We start from the raw sequence: 22890 nt of genomic DNA on the forward strand, positions 1-22890 counted from the left end.
GGGCCGCGGCCCCCGGGCGCGAGCTCGGAGCGGCGCAGCGCGGCGAAGACCCGGTCCCCGATCACCCACAGCTTGTGGTCCCAGCCGCTGTTGGCGGTGAACTCCTGCACCACCACCGGCTCCCCGGCCCACTCCTCGGCCAGCACCCGCAGCTCCGCGCTGCCGTCGGCGCGGGCGACCAGGTCGTGGCGGCGGCTGTGCCGGCTCTTCACCACCAGCGGATAGGTGAGGTCCGGGTCGTCCGGCAGGGGGGCGAGCGCGGCGAAGGTGCGGGTCGCCGCGAACGGCAGCCCGGCCCGGACGGCCGCCTCGGCCATCGCCGTGCGGTCCTGGACGAGGCCCGTCGCGGACGCGGAGTTCAGCACCGCGGCCCCGCGCGCCTCCAGCTCCCGGGCCAGCGCGAGCGCGCGGGGCGTACGGGACTTGAGCAGATAGACGTCGGCGACGCGCTCCGGGGGCGCCGCGTCCGGGTCCACCGCCTCCACCGCGTGGCCGGGGGCGAGCAGGGCGGTGGTGGCGGCGAGCAGGGGATGGCCGGGCTCCGGGGTGATGAGACCAATCCTCATACGGCCGCCCCCGGCTGCTCGGGGATGATCGCCGCCGGGAAGACGTCCGGGGCGCTCGCCCGGCCGGTGCGGGCAAGTTCCAGCACCGCGCGCGCCACGCGCGCCGCCGCCTGGGGGACCTGGCGGAAGCTGGGGAAGTCGTTCACGTCGACCACCACCGGCCCGTCGGGGCCGAGCAGCACGTCCACCCCGTACAGGTCCAGGCCGTAGACCGCGCCGACCCGGGCGACGATCGCGGCCACCTCGGCGGGCAGCTCCACCCGGCGTTCGCGGACGGCGTGGTCGGGGTGGAGCGGGGAGCAGCGCTCGGTGGCGTACAGCTCGCCGCCCACGCAGTACACCTTGAGGTCCACGCCCGCGTTGGGCACGTACGGCTGGGCCACCAGCATGCCCTGGCCCCCCAGCTCTCCCGTCATCGCGGCGAGCCGGTCCGGCGACGGGACCAGGCACACCCCGCGCCCGGCGCTGCCGTCGGCGGGCTTGACCACCAGCGGGAACTCGGAATCGGGTATCTCCGCGAGCAGTTCGGGGACGGCCGCGGCGTAGGTCGTCGGCATCGGCAGGCCCCGGCCGCGGCCGATGGCCGCCGCGAGCGCCTTGTCCCGTACGCCCCGGATCGACCGCGCGTCGTTGACGGTGGTCAGGCCCACCGCGGCGGCGGCCTCCAGGAGCGTGAGCCCGGGGCCGCCGGACACCGTCTTGAGCACCCAGGCGTCGTGGCTGCCCGCGCTGACCGCCTCGGACATCCGCAGCAGGGAGCCGCCGGGGCGCAGTACGTCCACCCGATGACCCCAGGCGACGAGTTGGCGGATCACCTCCACCGGCATGCCGTCGTGGCGGTAGTGCTCCTCCACCAGAAAGCAGAGCCTCATCGACCTTCCCCTGTAACCCCCCGGACGTCCGCCGATCCCATCTGTCCGGCGAGCTGTGACGACACAGGATGTCATGAACGGCCAAGAACCTCGCTCTCCACCCCGTAAAGGGTTTCGGCGCAGGTCAGCGCGGTCCCCCGGGGGCAGGGCACGCCGTCGGACCATGTCCGCCTCTCCGGTGCCCCCCGCCGAGCGCGCCGGGGCCGGGCGCGCGGGCGTATTGGTCGACCGGAGGTTGCGCACCGCCCCGCTGTGCGCCCCGGGGTCCGATCGGCCCCCGCCCTGGCGGCACGGCCTTCGGCGGGGCGCCCGCGCCGATCCGGACGGCCCCGGCCGGCGTCCCGGGGCCGAGATCACGGGCAAAACGGACACGGAGGCGCTGTCCTCGGCGTCCTTTCCCCTCCTCAACGGTGCTGTACTGGTGGTTTGGAGTGCGCCTGCCCGTGGAAATCCCGTTCGGCGAGGCGTGCGCTGATCGCCCAAGGAAGGCCTCAGGCATATGCCAGAAGCACCACCGTATCGAGTGTTGCCAAATCCCTTACGGGGCCTCGCCGCCTGTGCAACAGTCGTTACCGGTCCATCCTTCCGACTTGCAGTGCCGCGCCTGTATCGGAGTACGTCATGCCGTCCCATCTGTTCGCGGACCGTCCCAGCCCGCAACCGCCGGAGCGGGAGACGGTCGACGCACTAATCACACAGACCCGTCGGCTCCGCGGCGGAGTGGACGCCGTACGGCGGGACGCGGTCGTGGACGACGACGCGCACGGCCGCTGGCAGCGCGCCCTGTGCGACCTGGCGGTCCATCACCTCGACGACCTCGGTACGCATCTGGACCAGTTGAAGGAGGGGCTGCCCGAGCCCGCGCCGGAGGAGACCGTCGAGGAGGAGCCGCCCCGCTTCGAGCCCGACCCGCTGCCCGGCTCCCTGCTCAGCCGGGTCGGCAGCGCCGAGTGGAACCTGCTCACGGACGCGGTGGACTGGTCCGACGAGCTCTTCCAGATCTTCGGACGGCCCCCCGAGAGCGGGGCGATGTCGCTCGACGAACTGCCGTCGATGGTGTTCGCCGAGGACCAGGCGCTGCTGACGGCCATGGTGACGGACTGTCTGGTCGACGGGAAGCCGATCGACGGCGAGTTCCGGATCGTCCGCACCGACGGACGGGTGCGGACGCTGCACATGATGGGCGAGCCCGTCCTCGACGCCGACGGCTGCACCGCCTCGATGTGGGCCGTGCTGCGCGATGTGAGCGAGCTGCGCCGCAGCCAGCGCGCCGTCCGGGAGTCGCGCGACTCGCTGCGGCGCGAGCGGCACATCGCCCGGACCGAACACCGGCTCGCCGTCGAGCTCCAGGAGGCCGTGCTGCCGCCCTGGCGCGGTTCCCTGCGGCTGCCCCAGGGCAACCCGGCGGCGCTCGACGTCGCGGCGCACTACCTGCCCTCCGCCAGCAGCGCGCTCATCGGCGGCGACTGGTACGACGCGCTGGAACTGCCCGACGGCAGGTCTTTACTGACCGTCGGAGACCTCACCGGACACGGGGTGACCGCCACCGGCGCCATGGCGATGCTGCTCGGCGCGCTGCGCGGCATGGCGGTAGCCGGCATCCGCCCCGGCGACCTCATGAGCCACCTCAACCAACTGCTCGACCACTCGGTCCAGCCCGCCCTGGGCAGCGCGGTCTGCTGCCAGTACGACCCGGCCACCCGCGTCCTCTCCTGGGCACAAGCGGGACACCCCGCCCCGCTGCTGTTCCGCGGCGGGACGGGGTGCGCGCTGACGCCCCCGGACGGGGTGCTGCTCGGAGCGACGTCAGGAGCCGGGTACGGACAGGCCGAGGTGCAGCTGAGGCCCGGCGATCTGCTGGTCCTGCACACCGACGGGCTGACCCGGCGGGGCACCTCGGACGAGCCGGGGTGCCGCAGGCTGCTGGAGCTCGCGCCCCGCCTCGACGCGGTCCGCACCGCGCAGGACGGTGTGCGTACGGTGGTCGAGGAGTTCGGCGAGACGGACCGCCAGGGCGACGCGTGCGTGCTGGTGGCACGGATCGGGTCGTGAACGCCCGGGCGGCAGAGGTCGGTTGAGGGCGGTCCGGGTCGATTGATGCTCGGTGGGACGAGGCGGGTCCGGTGCTCCGGGCCCGCCCTTTACGCGTCCATGTTCCCGCCCCGGCGCGTCGGCGCCTTCGGCAGGGCCAGCTGGATCTCCTCGCGCAGGTCCTGGATCTTCTGGTATCCGGAGTACTGCCCGGTCAGCCGGTACATCTCGCGCAGCCGGTCCCAGGTGCGGTGGGAGGAGGTCTCCCCCATCGACACCAGGGCCAGCCGGGCGTAGCGGTCGGCCTGCTCGGGGTCGTCGGCGATGAAGCACGCCGAGGCGAGCGAGATGTAGTCGAAGATCTTCGAGCGCTGGCGCCCGTTGACCCGTAGTTCGAGCGCCTGTTTCGCATGGCGGGCCGCGATGTTCGCCGCGCTCGGGTCGTGCTCGGCGAGCGTACGGAACGCCAGGGCCTGCATGCCGTGCATGTCCGCCTCGTCGAACATCTGCATCCAGCTGGGCGGGGGGACGTCGCCCCGGTCCGAGACGAAGAGCTCCTCGGCCTCGCCGAGGGTGCGCCGCATCGCCTGGCCGTGCCCCATCGACGCCTGCGCCCAGGCCTCGATGGTGTGCAGCATGGCCCGGGTGCGCGGCAGGGTCTCGTCCCCGGAGCCGGACTTGGCGAGCTTCATGAGGTCGAGCGCGTCGTCGGGACGGCCCAGATGGACCATCTGCCGGGCCGCGCGGGAGAGGGCTTCGCCGGCGCGCGGACGGTCGCCGCCCTCGCGGGCCGCGTGCGCGGCGATGACGAAGTACTTCTGGGCGGTGGGTTCGAGGCCGATGTCGTGGGACATCCAGCCGGCCAGGACGGCCAGGTTGGCGGCGACGCCCCACAGGCGCCGCTGGAGGTGGTCGGGGTGACGGTAGGCGAGCATGCCGCCCACCTCATTGAGCTGCCCCACCACGGCCTTGCGCTGAAGTCCGCCGCCCCGGGACGCGTCCCAGGCCCGGAAGACCTCGACCGAGCGCTCCAGCGCGCCGATCTCCTGCGACCCGATCGGGGCGGCCTCGTAGCGGTCGTACCCGGCGGGGTCGGCGTGCAGGGGATCGTCGAGACGGGGGGCGTCGGCCGCGAGTGCCGGGTCGGTGTGCAGCCAGTCGTGCATGGCGCTGCTGAGTGCTGAGCCTGCGGCGAGCGCGGTGCCCGCGCCCACCAGACCGCGTCGGTTGAGCATGAGGTCCATTCCCGTGAATTCGGTGAGGACCGCCGCCGTCCGTTCGGGCGCCCACGGAAGGCCGTCGGGGTTGTGCTTGGGTCCGACGTCCCGCCGCTTCCCGGTGCGCCCTTGCCGGTCGAAACCGAGGTCCTCGATGGTCACGACACGGCCGAGCCGCTCGGTGAACAGCGCCGCCAGCACCCTCGGCACCGGATCGCGCGGGGACTCCCCCATGTCGATCCACCGCCGCACCCGGGAGGTGTCGGTGGCCAGCTGGGGGTGGCCCATCGCCGCCGCCTGCCGGTTCACCAGCCTCGCGAGTTCGCCCTTGGACCAGCCGGCGAGGCCGAAGAGGTCGTTCAGGCGAGTGTTGGGTTGTCCGTTCACTTCAAGCCCCCAGGTTCTCGGCTGAGTTGACAGTAACCCCCTGTCAGATGCGGTGGGACTATTCGCCAGGGTTCGCCAGGGTGCGCCAGATGGTGTGCCACCCGCGACCGGGTGTCAGGTAAGAAGGCGCCACCCCGCCCCGGCAGGCGGACCCCATTCCCCAGGGTGGGATCAGGGCCACCGGGCCGGGCTGGCCAGCAACTCGTCGGCGCACGAAGGGATCTGTCTCGCCCATGTACACAGCATCGTCCTCCGTGTCAGCCCCGCCCCGGCCGCACCGCCACCTGGTGACGGGCGGCGGACCGTACCTCGACCCCACGCACGCCGCTCCGGCGGCGCTCGGCGCCGGCCGGACCCCGCGCCGGCCCGGGGCGGGCGTCCAGCCGCTCAGCGGGAGGATCGACCTGTCCGGCCCGCAGGGCGCGCAGCTGCGGATGGCCATCGCGTCCGTGCACCGCGTCTGCCCGGAGTTCAACCCGGTGCAGGTCCTGCGGCGCAGCGGCCGGTCCGTGCTGCTCGTCGGCACCACCGGCCGCGCCACCGCGGTCGCCAAGTGCCTGCTGGACCACTCGCCCGCCTGGGCGGAGCGGTTCCGGCACGAAATAGCTGCGTACCGCGCGTTCGTCCGGCACCGCCCACCCGTGCGGGCGCCCCGGCTGATCGCGGCGGACCCGGACAACTGCACCTTGGTGATCGAGCGGATGCCCGGCCGGGCGGCGGCCCTGGCCCGACATCCGGTCGAGGCTCCGCCCAGGACCGACATCCGGGCCGCGCTCGGGGCGATCCGCCGGGTCAACGACTGGCGCCCGCCGGCCGAGCTGTTCACCCGGCCGCTGGAGTACGCGCCACGGATCGCCCGCTACCACGAGCTCGGTCTCTTCACCGACCGGGATCTGAGCGACCTGCAGAAGCTGCTGCACGGTCTGGCCCACGCGGGCCGCACCGTCACCTGGCAGTTCTCGCACGGTGAGGCGCTGCTGACGAACATCCTGCTGTCCCCCGCGGGCCCGGTGCTCGTCGACTGGGAGCACGCCGGCTGGTATCTGCCGGGGTACGACCTGGCGACGCTGTGGGCGGTGCTCGGGGACGCCCCGGCGGCCCGGCGGCAGATCAGCCAGGCGGCCCAGGCCGCGGGCCCGGCCGCGCGGGACGCCTTCCTGGTGAACCTGATGCTCGTACTGACGCGGGAGATCCGGACGTACGAGACGGCCGTGCAGCGCGCCATGCGCGATTCGGCGCCCTCGGGCACCGCCTCGCCGCAGCAGCCGGGTGTGCCCTCGGCCGGAGAGCAGCAGCGGCTGCTGCTGCGCAGGCTGCACGACGACTGCGCCATGGCGCGTCGGGCCGTGCGTGCGGCGGTCGGGACCCGCTGACCGCCGCCGTGTGAGGGGCCCGTCCGGCTACCTGCTCCGCCGGAGGGGCCCGGGAAAGGGGCGCGCCGCGCACCCGGTGCCGACACACCGGGCGCGCGGCGCGTCGCCGTGTGCGGGTGTCCTCAGCGCACCCATACGACGTCCACGTCGGCGGCCCGCACCACGCCGACGCGATGGCCGATCTGGACGGTGACGTACTTCGCCGCGCCGGGGAAGTACGTGTGGTCGTAGGGGAGCGAGGAGTCGATGGTCGGCGCGTAGAAGTAGCCGGTGGGGGCCTCGCCGCCGCCGGGGTAGGACTGGCCCGCCTTGATGGTGTACGGGAGCGGGGCGCCCACGCGCGGGGCGGTGAAGTCGGCCGGGTAGTCGGCCTTGTCGGGGTAGGCGACGCCGTACACCGGCACCTCGGTGAGTCCGGGCCTCGGCCGGACGATCCGGCCGGCCGTCGGGGTGGTGGTGCGGATGTGCTCGGGGGTCCGGAGCCAGGCCTTCTGGCCGTACCACCAGATCGCCGTCCAGCCGGGTCTGCGCTCGGCCACCACGGCCTGCTGGGTGGCGCTGATCTTGCTGCCCCAGTCGGCGGCGCAGTTGGTCCCGGGCTGACCGGGGGCGTGGAGGCCGGGGTCGGCGAAGAGCGGGGCGCTGGTGGAGGGCTCGGTGTACAGGGGGACCGCGCTGCTGCCCTGGACGGGCAGGTCGGTGTTCTTCTCGCAGTCGCGGAAGACCTGCTGGTTGGCGGCGAACTCGGGGCTGATGGTGACGAGTCGGCTGCTCGGGCGGGCGGTGGGGTGGGTGGGGGCGCCGAGCACGGCCATGAAGCGGTTCCAGTCCCAGTACGGGCCCGGGTCCCAGTGCATGTTCTTGGTGCCCGCGGCCGTGGTGGGCGGCACGTTCTCGTGGCCGAGGATGTGCTGCCGGTCGAGGGGGATGTCGTACTTGGCGGCGAGGTAGCGCACCAGCGCGGCCGTGGAGCGGTACATCTGCGGGGTGTACCAGGTGGCGCCCTCGACGGCGACGCCCTCCTGTTCGATGCCGATGGAGTGCGTATTGACGTACCAGTTCCCGGCCTGCCAGGCGACGTCCTTGGTCTTCACCATCTGTGCCACATGGCCGTCCGAGGAGCGGACGACGTAGTGGGCGGAGACGGCTCGCTTGGGATCCTGGAAGATCCGGATCGTACCGGCGTAGTCCTCTTCGGTGTCGTGCAGGACGATGTACTTGATGCGGTTGGTGGACGGCCGGTCGGCGATGTCGTAGTTCCCGTACGCCTGTTTGTTGGCCGGATCGCCGTTCTGCTGGTACGCCGCGGGGATCCAGTCGCACTTCAGTACGCGCGGGCACTCGGTGGCGCGCTCCTGGGCACCGGCCGGTGACAGGGGGGCGAGGAGGGCGAGCCCGAAGGCCCCGGTGGCGGTCAGCGCGCGTGCGAGCCCGGTCCTCTGATGGGATGTCATGGCGGCCCTTCCTGCCGGGAGTTCACCTCGGTGCGGTGCGCGCACACTGTGTGACCCCGGGTGAGGGCGCGTCAAGAGCGCTGCGGGAAGGGCGTGTTGTGTCAGTGGAGGAGACCAGTGGCAGGCCGTTGACCTGCCGCTGGCGCCGTCAGCCCTGCTGGAAGAGTTCCGCGGGAAGCGGCTTGAGGAGCGCGTACAGATCGTCGGTGATCGGCCGGTCCCAGCTCGCGATGGTGACAAGCACCCGGTCGCTGCGGTCGAACTGGACACAGGAGACGCGGCTCTCGGAGAGCTTGAGGCGCCGCACGATCAGCAGGTTGTCGCCCTGCATCACGGGGATGTCCTCGGCGCCGACGACCTCGACGGGCTCGTCGTTCTCCAGCGCCAGCAGGAGCTGGGAGACCTCGAACGGCACCTGGCCCTCGTCCAGCTCCCGGGCCGGGGAGCCCTCGGGCAGATTGCCGATGACCATCGCGGGGCCCCGGCCGCCGAACAGGTCGTAGCGCAGGAAGACGCCCTGGCAGCTTCCGTCGGGTGCGGGCAGCAGCCCGGCCCCGAGGTTTCCGGGCCAGTCGCCCGGGTCCATGGCCAGGACATCGAAGTCCGGGCCCGCGGGAGTGGCGGAGCTGCGGCGGCGGAGGAACGACATGCCGCCATGGTACGTGGCCGGGGCACCGCGACGGGCCCCGGCCCACGTCCGGCCGCTCAGCGCGGCGGCGCCCCGGGGGCGGAGGGGGGCTCGCTGTGCCGCAGGACCTCCGGCAGTCCGGCCCGGTCGGTGCCGAGCTTGCGGAAGACGCCCGAGAGCAGCAGCTCCACGTCCCGCTCCCGCACACCCAGCTCCTCGGCGATGCGCATGTTCTCCCAGCCCCGTGCCGCCCGGTCGGCCGCCGTCTTCTCGTGCGTGGTCAGCGAGTCCGTGCCCACCGCACGCAGCCGCAGCGGGCGCAGCCCGGAGGCGGCCAGTTCCTGGCGGGCCCGGGCCGCCAGCGCGTCGGCGCCGCAGCTCGCCGCGCTCTCCATGCCCCGGACGAGCAGCTCCGAGGCGTCCTGGGGCAGACCCGCGCGGCTGAGCGCCGCGCCGTGGTCGACCAGCGCGCAGGCCAGCTCGTACGCGGACGGCGAGCGCTCCAGGTGGTGCACGGCCTCCGCGAGGAGCTTGAGGCTCTTCGCTCCGGTGGCGACCTTGGCGGCCGAGTGCAGGGCCCGGCCGATGGCGCCGGACGTGCCGAACCTGCGGGCGAGCTCCACGGCCTCGTCGGCGACCTTCTGGGCCTCGGCCGGGTCGGCCTGGGCCAGTGCCTCGGCGAGCAGGGGCCGCCAGGGGCACCAGGCCGGGTTGCGCATGCCCCGGCGGTCCAGGCGCCGGCCGACCGCGCGCAGCCGCTGCTCGGCGTCGCTGCGCAGCCCGCGGGCGAGCAGGAGCTCGCTGTAGACGGTCTCGGAGTCGGGGTAGACGACGGCGTTGGGGACGACCTGGCCGTAGTTGTAGCGGTCGGAGAGCTCCTGTGCCTCGTCCACCCTCCCCCTGGCCAGCAGGATCTCCATCAGGATGCCGAGGGCGAACCACTGCGCGGGGATGCGCTGGCCGACCCGGTCGGCGATCCGCAGCCCGCCGTGGACCAGGTCCTCGGCCTCGGCGAGCCGGCCGCGGCAGAACCGGATGTAGCCGAGCAGGGTGAGACCGAACGAGAGGTGGGCGCCGCGCCAGCCCCGGTTCTCGCACTCCGCGATGCCCTTGCTGAACAGGTCGTCCGCGCGGCCCGGCTGGTCGCAGTACATGAAGGTGAGCGCGACCATCACGGGGACCTCGAAGCCCCACTCCTCGTCGGTCCAGGAGAGGCCGTCGCCGAGCGCCTCCTCGGCGTAGGCGAGCGCGGTGGCGGCGGGCTCGCCCCGGACCATGGCATCCCAGGCGCGCAGGCCCAGGATGTAGCGCTCGGCCATGCCCCGGGTGGTGAGGTGGTCGGCGAGGCGGGCGAGCCTGCGCGAGCGGGCGGCGGAGTCCTGCTCGTCGGCGCGGAAGGCGTTCCACTTGAAGCCCTCGGCCTGCATCCGCAGCCGGGTGCGCGGGTTGCTGGAGCTCCTGGCCTCGACGGCGACCAGCTCGGCCGCCTCGCCCATCCGGTCGGTGTGGGCCAGTGCCTGGGCGAGCCGGCAGGTGATGGCCTCGCGCAGGGCGGGGTCGAGCTCCGGCTCCTCCAGGGCTGCCTGGAGGTGGTTGACGGTGGTGGCCGGTTCGTTCAGGAGCGCCGAGCAGCCGAGCTCGAAGAGCACCTCCGCCCGGTCCTCCAGGGAGGGCGGTTCGCGCAGGGCGCGGGCCAGACAGCGCCGGGCGGCCTCGGGGGCGCCGGCCCGCATGCACTCGCGCGCCGCGGCCCGCAGCTGCTGCACCGCCCAGCGGTCGTCCTCGGGATGCATCTCCAGCAGGTGGCGGGCGGCCACCGTGGGGCCGAGGCCCGCCTCGGTGACGCGGACGGCGGCCTGCCCGTGCATGGCCACCCGCATCGCGGGCGGGATGGCCCGGTAGACGGCCGTGCCGACCAGCGGGTGGAAGAAGTCCAGCCGGTCGGTGTCGCCCGTGCGCTCGGCCAGGACGCGGGCCTCGCGCAGCCGCTGGATCGCGTCCACCGACTCCTCGGCGCCCAGGCCGCCCACACTGCTCGCCATCTGCGGGTCGACCGAGGTGCCCAGGATGGCGACGGCCCAGGCCAGCCTGACCGGTGAGGGGCCGAGCCGCTCCAGGCGCTCGATGAGTCCGCTGCCGCGGGCGGAGGAGGCGAGCTCGCGCAGCTCGGCGGCGTTGGCGTAGTGCGGTTTGATGTTCCGCTCGTGGATCTTGGCGATCAGCTCGACGGCCTCGAACGGGTTGCCTCCGGTGAGCGCCCAGCACTCGCGGGAGAAGAGGTCGTCGGCGCCGTTCTGCAGCACGTCGTGGACGAGCCTGCCCACGCCGTGCGGGGAGAGCGGGGCCAGGTTGACGGGGCGGGAGCCGTGCCGCTCGGCCAGCCTGCGGAACTCGACGGCCTGCGCGGGCAGTTCGTCGGGCCGGTAGGCCGTCACGATCAGGATCGGCAGTTCGGCGGCGCGCAGGGCGAACGAGCTCAGCCAGGTGAGGGACTCACCGTCCGCCCAGTGCGCGTCGTCGACGATGAGCACGACGGGTGTGTGCTGGACGGCGAACCGGGTCACCAGCCAGTCGAGGCCGTCGCGCACGCCCTGCGGGTCGGGCGAGCCGCCGCCCGGGACGGCGACCAGGCCGACCGCGGGCGCCACGATGTCGTACCAGGTCCCCAGTATCCTGCGGTGTTCGTCCTCGCCGGTCGCGGCCAGTACGGGCTGCACCAGCTGGCGCACCACGTGGAAGGCCACGCCCTGTTCCTGTTCGCCGCCGCGGGCGGTCAGCAGGGTGCAGCCGCGTGCGAGTGCCTCCCTGCGGATCTCGGCGATCAGGCTCGTCTTGCCGAGTCCGGCCGCTCCCGCGATCGCGAGCAGCCCGCCGCTCGGCGCGCCCGTATCCCCCTCGGCTCCGGTGCCGCACAGGTCGTCCAGCATGCCTTCGAACAACAGGAGTTCATTATCCCGTTCGAACAGCCGCCTGCGCGCACCACCGGTCCGCCGGCCTTTCGAGTCCGCCACAACCGTCCCCTTTTGCCAGTAGGGCCGAGCCTACGCTTTCGGACACGCACCGTGACACCGATGTGACTGTCTTGCAAATCCAGCTTGACTAACTGGCTTGGTTCTGCTGGGGCGTTGGGCCGCCCCCGGGGGCGCGAAGCGCCGGGCCACACGCCGCTTGTGCGCTTTCGGACACGGGCGCACTATGAGCTTTCCGGACAGCAGCTCCGCCCAAGGCTGCTCACCCCCCTCGGCGTTCAGGAGGCGGAGCGATGGCGTCCCCACCAGGCCAAGAGCTGTCGGACGGCCGCACGGGACTGGTCGACATCCCGTTTCCGGCCCGCTGCCATCCGCGCCACGCGCTGGCGCGTCAGCACACGCTGGGCTGGCTTCACCGGTTCGGGATGCTCTCGGACCAGAAGGCCACGGACGAGTACGACGCGATGGGGCTGGAACGCCTGATGGCGTACTTCTATCCGGACGCCACCGACGCGGATCTCGCGCTGGCGACCGATCTCAACGCCTGGTTCTTCGTCTTCGACGACCAGTTCGACGGTCCGATAGGGCGGCAGCCCGACGCGGTGGCCCGGCAGATCGACATCATGCTGCGCACGATGAGCGAGCGGGGCCCCGCCCCGGGCGACCCCACCAGCCATCTCGCCGGTACGCTCGCGGAGTTGTGGAAGCGGCTGAGCCGCGACACCCCGCTCCTGTGGCAGAACCGCTTCCGCGAGCACTGGCGGGACTATCTGACGGCCTACCACTGGGAGGCGGTCAACCGCACCCGGACCGGGCTGCCGTCGCTGCCCGGCTTCCTGCGCGGACGCCGTGACTCCATAGGGGTCCAGCCCTGTCTGGATCTCGTCGAGCGGTGCGGTCGCTACACGCTCCCCGACGAGCTGCACCGGGGCAGCCCACTGGCCGAAATGCGCTGGATCACCGCCGATGTGGTGATCTTCGTCAACGACATCGTCTCCGCGGACAAGGAGCTGGCCGCCGGGGACGTCAACAACAGCGTGATCATCCTGCACAAGGGGTCCGGGCTCTCGGTGGACCGGGCCGCCCGTGAGGTCGCCCGGATGGCCAACTCGCGGGTGCAGCGCTTCCAGACGCTCGCGGCCGAGCTGACCGGAACACTCGCGGGCACCGGCGTCTCGGACCAGCTGCGGGCCCAGGTCGACGACTACGTGGCCGGGATGCGCGCCCTGATGAGCGGCAATCTGGCGTGGTCGCGTACGACGGCCCGGTACAACAGGACCGGCATCGAGGCGGCGGGCCGGGGGCAGCGGCCCTGGGCGCACCTCTTCGAGCAGGCGGACGCGCTGGACGCCTGACGTCCGCCGGGGCTACGGCTGGGCGGGGAGCCGTCGGCGCCGCTGGTGGCGGGCGACCCGGGCGCGGTTGCCGCAGGAGGGCCCGCACCACTCCTGGCGCGGGTGCTCCTTGAGGAAGTACCGCACGCACCGGGGCGCGTGGCAGGCCCGCAGCCGGTCCCGGTCGGGCCCCGACAGCAGGGCCATGGCGGCGCGGGCGAGCGCGGCACCGAGCACGGTGGCGGCGTCGGGGGCGCGGGTGCCGCGGTGGACGGTGTACGGCTCGGAGCCCTCGGGCCACTCCAGGCGGGGCGCGGTGGGGACGGCGGCGGCGGCCGAGTTCAGCAGGTCCAGGGCCGTGCTCGCGGGCAGCAGCCGCTCGGCGTCGGCGCGGCTCGGCGGCTCCGGCCGTACCGCGCGGGCGAGCAGGGCGCGCACGGCGGCCCGCAGCGCGCGCACGGCCGCCAGCGTCTCCCCGTCGGCGGTGAAGGTGTGGGCGAGTGCCCGGGGGTCGGCGTCGAAGGCGGTGGCGTGCTCCCGTACCCATGCCGTCAGTCCTTCCGGCCCGCTCAGATCGTCGGCGACCCCGCCGCGTCCGTCATGGCGGACGGTGAGGGCGAGGTCGAGCACGAGGGAGTGGTCGGGCATGCGGCTCATGGTAGCCACGATGGCAAGCGCCGGACCTGGGCGGCTTCCGGGCCCCTGACCGGCCCGCCTGTCCCTCGGCGGGCGCCCGGCCTCGACGGGCGTCCGTCCCCGGGCGGGCTCCGGCCCCGCCCGGCGCGCGGGCCGGGCGGGTGCGCGGGAGACCGCGACCGGGCCGGGCGGCCCCGTCCGTCCCGTGCCTCAGGTGAGGTCGAACTCGCCGTCGCGCGCGTTCAGCACGAAGGCGCGCCACTCGGCCGGGTTGAAGATCAGCGAGGGGCTGCCGGGGCGGCCCCCGTTGCGCATCGCGATGAACCCCTCCACGAACGCGATCTGGACGTCTCCCGTCCCTTGGCTGCTCGACCTCCAGTCGGCCTTGCTGAGATCGAGATCCGGCTTGTCCCAGCCCACAAGGGTCTGCTGGGTGGTGCTCTCGGCCACGTCCCTGCTCCTCCCGGTTCCCTGTCGTCCGGGCCAGACTAGCGATCGCGTCCGGTCCCGGACAGGCCACGGAAGGAGTACCGCGCCCCACCCGCGACGACGGGCCGGGGGCGCCCCGGTGCCCGAACCGCCCGGCCCTCAGCGGCCGGGCGGTTCGGAGCCGACCAGCCACATGGCGAAGAACTGCGAGCCGCCGCCGTAGGCGTGCCCCAGTGCTCTGCGCGCCCCCTGCACCTGATGCTCACCGGCCCGCCCGCGCACCTGGAGGGCCGCCTCGGCGAAGCGGATCATGCCGGAGGCGCCGATGGGATTGGTGGAGAGGACCCCGCCCGAGGGGTTGACCGGCAGGTCCCCGTCGAGTTCGGTGACGCCCGACTCGGTGAGCTTCCAGCCCTCGCCCTCCGCCGCGAAGCCGAGGTTCTCCAGCCACATGGGTTCGTACCAGGAGAACGGCACGTACATCTCGACGGCGTCGATCTCGCGGCGCGGGTCGGCGATCCCCGCCTGCCGGTAGACGTCGGCGGCGCAGTCCTTGCCCGCGCGCGGGGAGACGAAGTCCTTGCCCGCGAAGAGCGTGGGTTCGCTGCGCATCGCCCCGCCGTGCACCCACGCGGCCGGGTGGGGCGAACGGGCCGCGCCCGCGCGGTCGGTGAGGACCATCGCGCACGCCCCGTCCGAGGAGGGGCAGGTCTCGGAGTAGCGGATGGGGTCCCAGAGCATCGGGGACGCCTGCACCTTCTCCAGGGTGATGTCCCGCTCGTGCAGATGCGCGTAGGGGTTCAGCAGGGCGTTGCGCCGGTCCTTGTACGCGACGAGCGAGCCGACGGTGTCGGGGGCACCGGTGCGCCGCATATAGGCCCGTACGTGGGGCGCGAAGAAGCCGCCCGCCCCGGCGAGCAGCGGCTGCTGGAAGGGGATGGGCAGGGACAGGCCCCACATGGCGTTTGACTCGGACTGCTTCTCGAAGGCCAGGGTCAGGACGGTGCCGTGGACACGGGCGGCCACCAGGTTCGCGGCGACCAGCGCGGTGGAGCCGCCGACCGAGCCGGCCGTGTGCACCCGCAGCAGGGGCTTGCCGACCGCGCCGAGGGCGTCCGCGAGGTACAGCTCCGGCATCATCACGCCCTCGAAGAAGTCGGGGGCCTTGCCGATGACGACGGCGTCGACGTCCGCCCATCCCAGCTCCGCGTCGGCCAGCGCGCGCTGGGCCGCCTCGCGGACCAGGCCCGCGATCGAGACGTCGTGGCGGGCGGCGACGTGCTTGGTCTGGCCGATCCCGACGACGGCCACGGGTTCCTTGCTCACGACGGCTCCCCCTCCAGTACGGCGACGAGGTTCTGCTGGAGGCACGGCCCCGAGGTGGCGTGGGCCAGTGCCCGGTCGGAGTCGCCCCGGTGGATCCCGGCGGCGGCCTCCCCGATCCGGATCAGTCCGGCGGCCATCACGGGGTTGGCGGCCAGCGCGCCCCCGGACGGGTTGACCCGTACCCCGTCGGCCAATCCCAGCGCCTTGCGCAGGACGACCTCCTGGGAGCTGAAGGGGGCGTGCAGTTCGGCGGTGTCGACGGGCCGGTCGAAGGCCCCGGCGCGCTCGGCCGCGAGCCGCGCCGAGGGCGAGTCGGTGAGGTCGCGCACGCCCAGGGCGTGGGCCTCGACGCGGTGGTCCATGCCCCGGATCCAGGCGGGCCGTTCGCACAGCCCGCGCGCGGTGTCGCCGGCGGCGAGGATCACGGCGGCGGCTCCGTCCCCGATGGGCGGGCAGTCGCCGGTGCGCAGCGGGCGTACGAGGTAGTCGCCCTGCGGCCGTGCGCCGCGCACCTGTGCGCGGGGGTTGGCGGTCGCGGAGTCCCGGCTGCGGGCGGCGATCGCGGCGAGCGCGCGCTCGTCGGTGTCTCCCGCGTCGATGAGGGCCTGCGCCTGGAGCGCGGCGAGCGCGACGGAGTCGGGCCACAGGGGCGCCAGGTAGTACGGGTCGAGCTGGCGGGTCAGGACGTCGCGGAGTTCGCCGGGCGAGGACTTGCCGTAGGAGTAGACGAGGGCGGTGTCGGCCTCCCCGGTGAGGATCTTCACCCACGCCTCGTAGAGCGCCCAGGCACCGTCCATCTCGACATGCGACTCGGCGATCGGCGGCCAGGCCCCCACGCCGTCCAGGGCCATGGTGAAGGAGAAGGCGCGGCCGGCGAGGTAGTCCGAGGAGCCGGAACAGGTGAAGCCGATGTCGCTGGTCCGCAGTCCGGTGCTCGCCAGCACCCGGTGCAGCACCGGCATCAGCAGCTCGACCTCGGAGAGCTCGTCCGTGCGGCGCCGGTGGTCGCTCTGCGCGAAGGCGACGACGGCCACATCCCGTGCGGGGCGCATCAGATCAGCTCCTTGTACGCGTCGTAGTCGGCGTCGGGCTCGCCGGTGGGCCGGTAGTGGTCGGGGTGGCGGCCACCCTCGCGCCACACCGGTTCGACCCGCAGCCCCATCCGCACCTGGTCGTAGGGGATGCCGCCGATCCGGCCGTGCAGGGCGAGGTCGGCGCCGTCGAGGGCGATGTGCGCGTAGACGTAGGGCACCTCGATGGCGTCGTTCATCGCGTTCTTGGCCTTGATGTTGACGATGCAGTACGTGGTGACGGTGCCGGCCGGTCCCACCTCCACGCGCTCCTCGGTGGCGACCCCGCAGGTGGGGCAGGCCCCGCGCGGCGGCACGTACACCTTGCGGCACGAGGGGCAGCGCTCGCCGACGGTCCGGTGCTCGGCCAGCGCCTCGATGTATCCGGTCTGGGCGCGGCCCGGGCTGTAGGTGTAGTCGAGCCGGGCCGGGGCGACGATCCCGGTGACCGGGTCCGCGAACGCCCCGTCGTGCGGGCGCGGTCGTCCCGCCGCCTCGCTCTCGTACGGTTCGAAGCACGCGATGTCCGTGATGGCGCCCTCGCGCTCCCCGGCCCATCGCACCCGCACCCGCATCCCGGTCCGCACGGCGTCGGGGCCGGGCGCGTCCAGGGCGTGCAGCAGCGCGGTGTCGGCGCCGTCGAGGCGGACCAGGACCCACGCGAAGGGGTGCGGCAGGGGCTGGCCGCGGCGCGGGGAGGGGTTCCAGGCCCAGGTGGTGACGGTGCCGGTGGGGGCGACCTCGACCAGGTCGCGCAGCTCCTCGGCGGTGACCGGGTCGTATTCGACGGGTGGCACGAGCGTCCTGCCGTCGGAGGTCGTCACTCCGAGGACGGTCCGCTCGCGCAGCCCGGTGAGGAAGGCGCTCTGGACGGGGCCCAGCGAGCGGGTGAACGGGAACTCGACCACCAGGGGGGCGCTGAGGACTTCGGACATCGGGGTCTCCTTACGGGCGCGCGGCGCGGGTGCGCGCTCAGGCGCGCCGGTAGACGGGCGGGCGCTTCTCGGCGAAGGCGCGGGCGCCCTCCTTGGCGTCGGCGGTGTCGAAGACCGGCCAGCCGCGTGCGAGTTCGGCGGCGAGGCCGTCGGTCTCGGTCATCTCGGCGCTCTCGTACACCGAGGCCTTGACCGCTTCGACGGCGAGCGGACCGCAGGCGTTGATCTGCTCCGCGATCTCCAGGGCCTTGGTGAGGGCGGTGCCGTCCGGGACGACGTGCCCGATCAGGCCGATGCCGGCGGCCTCGCGCGCGGTGTAGGGGCGGCCGGTGAGCAGCATCTCCAGGGCGTGGGTGCGCGGGATCTGGCGCTGGAGCCGGACGGTCGAGCCGCCGATGGGGAACAGGGCGCGCCGGACCTCGAAGAGCCCGAAGGTGGCGCTCTCGCCCGCCACGCGGATGTCGGTGCCCTGGAGGATCTCGGTGCCGCCCGCCACGCAGGGGCCCTCGACGGCGGCGATCACGGGTTTGCGGGGGCGGTGGTGGCGCAGCATCGCCTTCCAGTGCAGATCCGGGTCGGCCTTGAGGCGGTCCCGGTGCGCCTCGCCCTCCATGCCCCTGCCCGCCAGGGCCTTGAGGTCCATGCCCGCGCAGAACGCGCCACCGGCGCCGGTGAGGACGACCGAGCGGACGGTGTCGTCGGCGTCGGCCGCCAGCCAGCCGTCGTAGAGGCCGACCAGCATCGACAGCGAGAGCGCGTTCCTGGCCTCGGGCCGGTTGAGCGTGAGTACGAGTGTGGCGCCCTCGCGCCGCACGGTGAGGTGTTCGGTGCCACCCATGGACCTGCCTCCCGTCGTCGGACTGGAACAGGTTGCAGGAGCCGGGGGCGCAGTTCAATAGTTTTCTGACAGGCAGTCAGATTCTTTCCCCGAAGGCCCTTCCCACTTGTGACGGGCTCTGCTCTGATGACGGCCACACGGATGGCGCCGGGGTCAGGAGGAGCGGTGGAGTACAACCTTGCCGACCTGTTCGAGTCGGTCGTCGACGTGGTCCCCGACCGCGAGGCGCTGGTCCACCTCGACCACCCCGGCACGGGTGCGGAGCGCCGGCTGACCTACCGCCAACTGGACGCCGCCGCCAACCGGATCGCCCACCACCTGATCGACAGCGGCGTCGGACCGGGCGAGCACCTGGGCCTGCATCTGTACAACGGTGTGGAATACCTCCAGACCGTGCTCGGCTGCCTCAAGGCCCGGATCGTCCCGGTCAACGTCAACTACCGCTATGTGGAGGAGGAGCTGGTCTACCTCTACCGGGACGCCGATCTCGCCGCGCTGGTCTTCGACGCGGAGTTCACCGCGCGGGTGGCGGGCGCGCTGCCGCACACCGCGAAACTCCGCCATCTGGTACGGGTCGGGGAGCCGCCCGAGGGCGCGCCCACGCTGGACGCGGTGCCGTTCACCGGGGCGGAGGCGGCCGGGTCCGAGGAGCGGGGGTTCGCGCCCCGCTCCCCCGACGACCTCTTCATCATCTACACCGGCGGCACCACCGGGATGCCCAAGGGCGTGATGTGGCGCCAGGAGGACCTGTTCTTCTCGGGGCTCGGCGGCGGCGCGCCCACCGGCGAGCCGGTCTCCCGCCCCGAGGAGCTGGCCGAGCGGGTCGCGGCGGGCGGAGAGGGCATCACCTTCTTCCCCACTCCCCCGCTGATGCACGGCACCTCCACCCTCACCGCGTTCATCGGCTTCCACTTCGGCCAGCGTGTGGTCATCCACCGCAAGTTCGTCCCCGAGGAGGTCCTGCGGACGATCGAGAGGGAGCGGGTCACCAGCGTGTCACTGGTGGGGGACGCGATGCTGCGCCCGCTCATCGACGCCCTGAGCGGCCCGCTCAAGGGCATCGACTGCTCGTCCCTGTTCAGCGTCTCGTCCTCCGGCGCGATCATGTCCGAGACGGTCCGCGCCCAGTTCAGCGCGCTGGTGCCGAACGCGATGCTGCTCAACAACTTCGGCTCCTCGGAATCGGGCTTCAACGGCACCGCCACCGACGACTCCGGCCCCGACCGGGGCTTCCGGCTGCGCGTCAACTCCCGTACGGCGGTGGTCGACCCGGCCACCCACGAGCCGGTGAAGCCCGGTGAACCCGGCCGGATCGCCCAGCGCGGCCATGTGCCGCTCGGCTACTACAACGACCCGGCGAAGACCGCCGAGACGTTCTTCCAGCGGGACGGGGAGCGCTGGGTGCTGCTGGGCGACATGGCCACGGTCGACGAGGACGGCATCGTCACGGTGCTCGGGCGCGGCTCGCAGTGCATCAACACCGGCGGGGAGAAGGTCTATCCGGAAGAGGTCGAGCAGGCGCTCAAGTCCCATCCGGACGTGTACGACGCGCTGGTGGCCGGGGTGCCGGACGCGACCTGGGGCAACCATGTCGCGGCGGTGGTGCAGGTGCGCGAGGGCGCCGAGGCACTGACGCTCGACGCCATCCAGAGCCACTGCCGTACCCGGCTCGCCGGGTACAAGGTGCCGCGCCAGCTGGTCATCGCGCCGAGCATCCAGCGCTCGCCCAGCGGCAAGGCCGACTACCGGTGGGCGCGGGCGGTGGCCGTGGAGTCGGCGGGCTGACCCTCCGGGACCTCCGTCAGATGCCGAACTCCCGCAGCGCCGCCAGGAATTCGGCTGGCCGCCCGGCGTGGACCGAGTGGCCGGCCTCCAGGGTGACGAGCCGGGCACCGGGGATGAGGGCGGCCATCTCCGCGATCGCCTTCTGGTCGACGTGGCTGTCCGGGCCGCCCGCGACGATCAGCGTCGGCGTGGCCAGGGACGCGCAACCCGCGCGCCAGGCCGGATCCGGCTCGTTGAGCTGGGCGTCCACGTCGGTGACGACCGGCCAGTCGAAGGAGAGCTCCCCGTCGGGCCGGTCCATGAACCCGCGCGGCGGATCGAGGGGGATCAGCGGCGGGCACTCCTCCAGGACGAGCCGCCCGACCAGTTCCGGCGCCCCGATCGCGAGCAGGAGGGCCGCCGCGCCGCCCATGGAGTGGGCCACCACATCGGCGCCGGCCAGGCCGAGCGCGTCGACGAAGCCGCGCAGATCGTCGCGGAACCCCTCGAACGAGTAGCGGCCGGGCCAGTCGCTAAGGCCGTGGCCGCTCAGGTCGAGCGCGTACACCCGGCGCGTGGCGGCCAGGGCCTCGGCGATCCCGCTCCAGTCGGCGCCGGTGCCGCCCCGTCCGTGGACGAGGAGGACCGGCGGCGCGGACTCCTCGCCCAGGACCCGGTAGGCGAGACGGACACCGGATGCCGTGCGCACGCCGCGCACGTCCGGCGCCAGGAAGGCCGCGAGCGTCCGTACGAAGTCGCCGGGCGCGTCCAGCCACGGGAAGTGCCCGGCGCCCGGCAGCACGGTGACCTCGCCCCGGGGGAAGAGCGCGGCGAACTCGGCGGCCCGCTCGGGGGTGGGGGTGGCGTCGTACGCCCCCGCGAGGACCAGCACGGGCGCGTCCACGGCGGCGAGCGCGGCGGTGGTGGCGGGCGGGTCGAAGACCCCGTCCTGGTAGTGGATGCCGGCCGCCGCGCGGTTGATCTGGGTGTCCTCGCCCGCCGCGTGGGCGCGCGCGGCCTCGTCCCACCGCCCGTACATGAACGGCTGGACGGCCGTCCACACCTCGCGCGCGTCGCGCCCGCCCCAAATCTCCTCCAGCGCGGTGCGGCCCTCCTCGTACCAGCTCTCGCCCGCGCGCAGCGCCGCCGCGGCCCGCCAGTCGTCGGGAGTGATCTCCAGGCCGACGGCGCGGACACCGGGGGTGACCAGGACGAGCGAGCCGACGCGGTGCGGGTGGGCCGCCGCGTAGAGGGTGGCGAGGTTGCCGGAGGCCGAGTGGGCGAGGAGGTCGACGCGCTCCAGGCCGAGGTGCTCGCGCAGCGCCTCGACGTCGTCGGTCATCCGGTCGCAGCGGTACGAGGAGGGGTCCCGCGGCACTGCCGAGTCACCCGTCCCGCGCAGGTCGAGCAGCACCAGCTGCCGGTGGGCGGACAGGCCGCCCAGATCGCCCAGATAGGCGGAGGCCCGCATGGCACCGCCGGGCAGACAGATCAGCGGCTGCCCCGTCCCCACCAGGCGGTAGGCGAGCTCGGTTCCGTCGTACGCGGTGAACTTGGGCATGCCGGTGATCCTCACAGCCGGCGGCGGCCGGGCCAAGGGGGTTTCGCCCAGAGCGCGAAGGGCGCGGTGCGGGGGCGTTGTCCACAGGCCTTGACGGTGCGGTCCGGTGGCTGGATTACTGAACCCGAGCAGATCTACCGAATGATCGGTCGTCCGTTTTCTGGCGGAGTGACGACCGGCGAGGACGGGAGCGGCCCATGGAACCCCTGCTGGACGCAGCGGAACGGCTGAGCCGGCCGGAGCTTCAGGCGCTCCAGCTCGACCGGCTGAGGGCTTCGCTGCGCCATGCGTACGAGCACGTAGGCTTCTACCGGGAGGCGTTCGACAAGGCGGGGATACGGCCCGAGGACTGCCGCTCGCTCGCCGACCTCGCCCGCTTCCCCTTCACCACGAAGGCGGATCTGCGCGACCACTACCCGTTCGGGATGTTCGCGGTCCCCGAGTCCCGGATCCGCCGCATCCACGCCTCCAGCGGGACCACCGGCCGCCCGACCGTGGTGGGCTACACCGAGCGCGATCTCGACACCTGGGCGGACGTGGTGGCCCGTTCGATCCGCGCGGCGGGCGGACGCCCGGGCCACAAGGTGCATGTGGCGTACGGATACGGCCTGTTCACGGGCGGCCTGGGCGCGCACTACGGCGCGGAGCGGCTCGGCTGCACGGTGATCCCCGCCTCCGGCGGTATGACGGCCCGCCAGGTCCAGCTGATCCAGGACTTCCGCCCCGAGATCATCATGGTGACCCCGTCGTACATGCTGACCCTCCTCGACGAGTTCGAGCGGCAGGGCGTCGACCCCCGTACGACCTCGCTCAAGGTCGGGATCTTCGGCGCGGAGCCGTGGACGGAGGAGATGCGCCGTGAGATCGAGGAGCGCTTCGCGCTCGACGCCGTCGACATCTACGGGCTGTCGGAGGTGATGGGACCCGGGGTGGCACAGGAGTGCGTGGAGACCAAGGACGGGCTGCACATCTGGGAGGACCACTTCTACCCGGAGATCGTCGACCCGTTCACCGGGGAGGTGCTGCCCGAGGGCGAGCGCGGCGAACTGGTCTTCACCTCCCTCACCAAGGAGGCCATGCCGGTGATCCGCTACCGGACACGGGACCTGACCCGGCTGCTGCCGGGTTCGGCGCGGGTCTTCCGGCGGATGGAGAAGGTGACCGGCCGCAGCGACGACCTGGTGATCCTGCGCGGGGTGAACCTCTTCCCCACCCAGATCGAGGAGATCGTGCTGCGCACACCGGGCCTCGCCCCGCACTTCCAGCTGCGGCTGACCAAGGAGGGCCGGCTGGACGCGCTGACGGTACGGGTGGAGGCGCGGGCCGGCACCGCTCCCGAGCAGCGCGAGGCAGCCGCCCGGTCGGTCGTGACGGCGGTGAAGGAGGGCGTCGGGGTCTCGGTGGAGGTGGAGGTCGTCGACCCCGACACCATCGAGCGGTCGGTGGGCAAGTTCCGGCGGATCGTGGATCTGCGAGGGGGCGCCGGGGCGGGCTGACGAG

Annotated in this window: 17 protein-coding genes and 1 pseudogene; 5 read left to right on the plus strand and 13 right to left on the minus strand. The window is 73.2% G+C overall.

The annotated features are described in order from the left end of the window. Window positions 1–566: pseudogene (locus ACJA3G_RS07440) on the minus strand (RimK family alpha-L-glutamate ligase); the annotation flags it as partial. After that, complete coding sequence (locus tag ACJA3G_RS07445; protein WP_406552074.1) at window positions 563–1438, minus strand: RimK family alpha-L-glutamate ligase; 876 nt, start codon at window positions 1436–1438, stop codon at window positions 563–565. The pseudogene ACJA3G_RS07440 and the gene ACJA3G_RS07445, both read right to left, overlap by 4 nt. A gap of 621 nt (window positions 1439–2059) precedes the next feature. On the opposite strand from ACJA3G_RS07445, the gene ACJA3G_RS07450 reads away from it, so the two are divergent. After that, complete coding sequence (locus ACJA3G_RS07450) at window positions 2060–3490, plus strand: PP2C family protein-serine/threonine phosphatase (protein WP_406552075.1); 1431 nt, start codon at window positions 2060–2062, stop codon at window positions 3488–3490. Window positions 3491–3579: 89 nt separating this feature from the next. Here ACJA3G_RS07450 and ACJA3G_RS07455 read toward each other — a convergent pair whose 3' ends face one another. Beyond that, window positions 3580–5073, minus strand: a complete 1494-nt coding sequence (locus tag ACJA3G_RS07455) for a hypothetical protein (protein WP_406552076.1) — start codon at window positions 5071–5073, stop codon at window positions 3580–3582. Window positions 5074–5306: 233 nt separating this feature from the next. Here ACJA3G_RS07455 and ACJA3G_RS07460 point away from each other — a divergent pair, with 233 nt between their 5' ends. Beyond that, a complete protein-coding gene (locus ACJA3G_RS07460) occupies window positions 5307–6446 on the plus strand; it encodes an aminoglycoside phosphotransferase family protein (RefSeq protein WP_406552077.1) in 1140 nt (379 codons plus the stop codon). A 122-nt stretch (window positions 6447–6568) separates the two neighbouring features. Here the strand turns inward: ACJA3G_RS07460 and ACJA3G_RS07465 are convergent, their stop codons facing one another. From ACJA3G_RS07465 to ACJA3G_RS07475, 3 genes are all read right to left on the minus strand, one after another. Then, window positions 6569–7900 (minus strand): N-acetylmuramoyl-L-alanine amidase, encoded by a 1332-nt coding sequence (locus ACJA3G_RS07465; RefSeq protein WP_406552078.1) that lies wholly within the window; start codon window positions 7898–7900, stop codon window positions 6569–6571. Between the two features lie 148 nt (window positions 7901–8048). Beyond that, entirely contained in the window at window positions 8049–8549 is a 501-nt protein-coding gene (locus tag ACJA3G_RS07470) for a hypothetical protein (protein WP_406552079.1), read from the minus strand. 56 nt (window positions 8550–8605) lie between these two features. Next, a complete protein-coding gene (locus ACJA3G_RS07475; RefSeq protein ID WP_406552090.1) occupies window positions 8606–11455 on the minus strand; it encodes an ATP-binding protein in 2850 nt (949 codons plus the stop codon). Between the two features lie 335 nt (window positions 11456–11790). Here ACJA3G_RS07475 and ACJA3G_RS07480 point away from each other — a divergent pair, with 335 nt between their 5' ends. Further along, complete coding sequence (locus ACJA3G_RS07480; RefSeq protein ID WP_406552080.1) at window positions 11791–12852, plus strand: isoafricanol synthase; 1062 nt, start codon at window positions 11791–11793, stop codon at window positions 12850–12852. Window positions 12853–12864: 12 nt separating this feature from the next. On the opposite strand, the gene ACJA3G_RS07485 is transcribed toward ACJA3G_RS07480, so the two are convergent. From ACJA3G_RS07485 to ACJA3G_RS07510, 6 genes are all read right to left on the minus strand, one after another. Then, entirely contained in the window at window positions 12865–13488 is a 624-nt protein-coding gene (locus ACJA3G_RS07485; protein WP_406552081.1) for an ABATE domain-containing protein, read from the minus strand. A 189-nt stretch (window positions 13489–13677) separates the two neighbouring features. Further along, complete coding sequence (locus ACJA3G_RS07490) at window positions 13678–13917, minus strand: DUF397 domain-containing protein (RefSeq protein WP_406552082.1); 240 nt, start codon at window positions 13915–13917, stop codon at window positions 13678–13680. Between the two features lie 138 nt (window positions 13918–14055). After that, window positions 14056–15222 carry a thiolase domain-containing protein gene (locus tag ACJA3G_RS07495; RefSeq protein ID WP_406552083.1) on the minus strand — a complete coding sequence of 389 codons (1167 nt, stop codon included), beginning with the start codon at window positions 15220–15222 and terminating at the stop codon, window positions 14056–14058. Beyond that, window positions 15219–16274 carry a thiolase domain-containing protein gene (locus ACJA3G_RS07500; RefSeq protein WP_406552084.1) on the minus strand — a complete coding sequence of 352 codons (1056 nt, stop codon included), beginning with the start codon at window positions 16272–16274 and terminating at the stop codon, window positions 15219–15221. Before ACJA3G_RS07500 ends, ACJA3G_RS07495 begins: the two co-directional genes overlap by 4 nt. Further along, the gene (locus tag ACJA3G_RS07505; protein ID WP_406552085.1) at window positions 16274–17227 is read right to left on the minus strand and encodes a Zn-ribbon domain-containing OB-fold protein; all 954 of its coding nucleotides are present in this window, start codon (window positions 17225–17227) and stop codon (window positions 16274–16276) included. Before ACJA3G_RS07505 ends, ACJA3G_RS07500 begins: the two co-directional genes overlap by 1 nt. Before the next feature lie 37 nt (window positions 17228–17264). Beyond that, on the minus strand, window positions 17265–18065 hold the full coding sequence (locus ACJA3G_RS07510) for a crotonase/enoyl-CoA hydratase family protein (protein WP_406552086.1): 801 nt from the start codon (window positions 18063–18065) through the stop codon (window positions 17265–17267). Between the two features lie 165 nt (window positions 18066–18230). Between ACJA3G_RS07510 and ACJA3G_RS07515 the strand changes: the two genes are divergently transcribed. After that, complete coding sequence (locus ACJA3G_RS07515; RefSeq protein ID WP_406552087.1) at window positions 18231–19850, plus strand: acyl-CoA synthetase; 1620 nt, start codon at window positions 18231–18233, stop codon at window positions 19848–19850. 16 nt (window positions 19851–19866) lie between these two features. Here the strand turns inward: ACJA3G_RS07515 and ACJA3G_RS07520 are convergent, their stop codons facing one another. Then, a complete protein-coding gene (locus ACJA3G_RS07520; protein ID WP_406552088.1) occupies window positions 19867–21390 on the minus strand; it encodes an alpha/beta fold hydrolase in 1524 nt (507 codons plus the stop codon). A 197-nt stretch (window positions 21391–21587) separates the two neighbouring features. Here ACJA3G_RS07520 and paaK point away from each other — a divergent pair, with 197 nt between their 5' ends. Then, window positions 21588–22886 carry a phenylacetate--CoA ligase PaaK gene (gene paaK, locus ACJA3G_RS07525; protein WP_406552089.1) on the plus strand — a complete coding sequence of 433 codons (1299 nt, stop codon included), beginning with the start codon at window positions 21588–21590 and terminating at the stop codon, window positions 22884–22886. The last annotated feature ends 4 nt before the right edge of the window (window positions 22887–22890 follow it).

This window comes from Streptomyces sp. YS-3 (genome assembly GCF_045257485.1).
In the GTDB taxonomy this organism is placed as follows: domain Bacteria; phylum Actinomycetota; class Actinomycetes; order Streptomycetales; family Streptomycetaceae; genus Streptomyces.

Coding starts and splice junctions, on each gene's coding strand:
- ACJA3G_RS07445 (WP_406552074.1), bottom strand. CDS start 1,438: ATGAGGCTCTGCTTTCTGGTGGAGGAGCACTACCGCCACGACGGCATG.
- paaK (WP_406552089.1), top strand. CDS start 21,588: ATGGAACCCCTGCTGGACGCAGCGGAACGGCTGAGCCGGCCGGAGCTT.
- ACJA3G_RS07475 (WP_406552090.1), bottom strand. CDS start 11,455: ATGCTGGACGACCTGTGCGGCACCGGAGCCGAGGGGGATACGGGCGCG.
- ACJA3G_RS07465 (WP_406552078.1), bottom strand. CDS start 7,900: ATGACATCCCATCAGAGGACCGGGCTCGCACGCGCGCTGACCGCCACC.
- ACJA3G_RS07485 (WP_406552081.1), bottom strand. CDS start 13,488: ATGAGCCGCATGCCCGACCACTCCCTCGTGCTCGACCTCGCCCTCACC.
- ACJA3G_RS07480 (WP_406552080.1), top strand. CDS start 11,791: ATGGCGTCCCCACCAGGCCAAGAGCTGTCGGACGGCCGCACGGGACTG.
- ACJA3G_RS07470 (WP_406552079.1), bottom strand. CDS start 8,549: ATGTCGTTCCTCCGCCGCCGCAGCTCCGCCACTCCCGCGGGCCCGGAC.
- ACJA3G_RS07520 (WP_406552088.1), bottom strand. CDS start 21,390: ATGCCCAAGTTCACCGCGTACGACGGAACCGAGCTCGCCTACCGCCTG.
- ACJA3G_RS07505 (WP_406552085.1), bottom strand. CDS start 17,227: ATGTCCGAAGTCCTCAGCGCCCCCCTGGTGGTCGAGTTCCCGTTCACC.
- ACJA3G_RS07450 (WP_406552075.1), top strand. CDS start 2,060: ATGCCGTCCCATCTGTTCGCGGACCGTCCCAGCCCGCAACCGCCGGAG.
- ACJA3G_RS07500 (WP_406552084.1), bottom strand. CDS start 16,274: ATGCGCCCCGCACGGGATGTGGCCGTCGTCGCCTTCGCGCAGAGCGAC.
- ACJA3G_RS07460 (WP_406552077.1), top strand. CDS start 5,307: ATGTACACAGCATCGTCCTCCGTGTCAGCCCCGCCCCGGCCGCACCGC.
- ACJA3G_RS07510 (WP_406552086.1), bottom strand. CDS start 18,065: ATGGGTGGCACCGAACACCTCACCGTGCGGCGCGAGGGCGCCACACTC.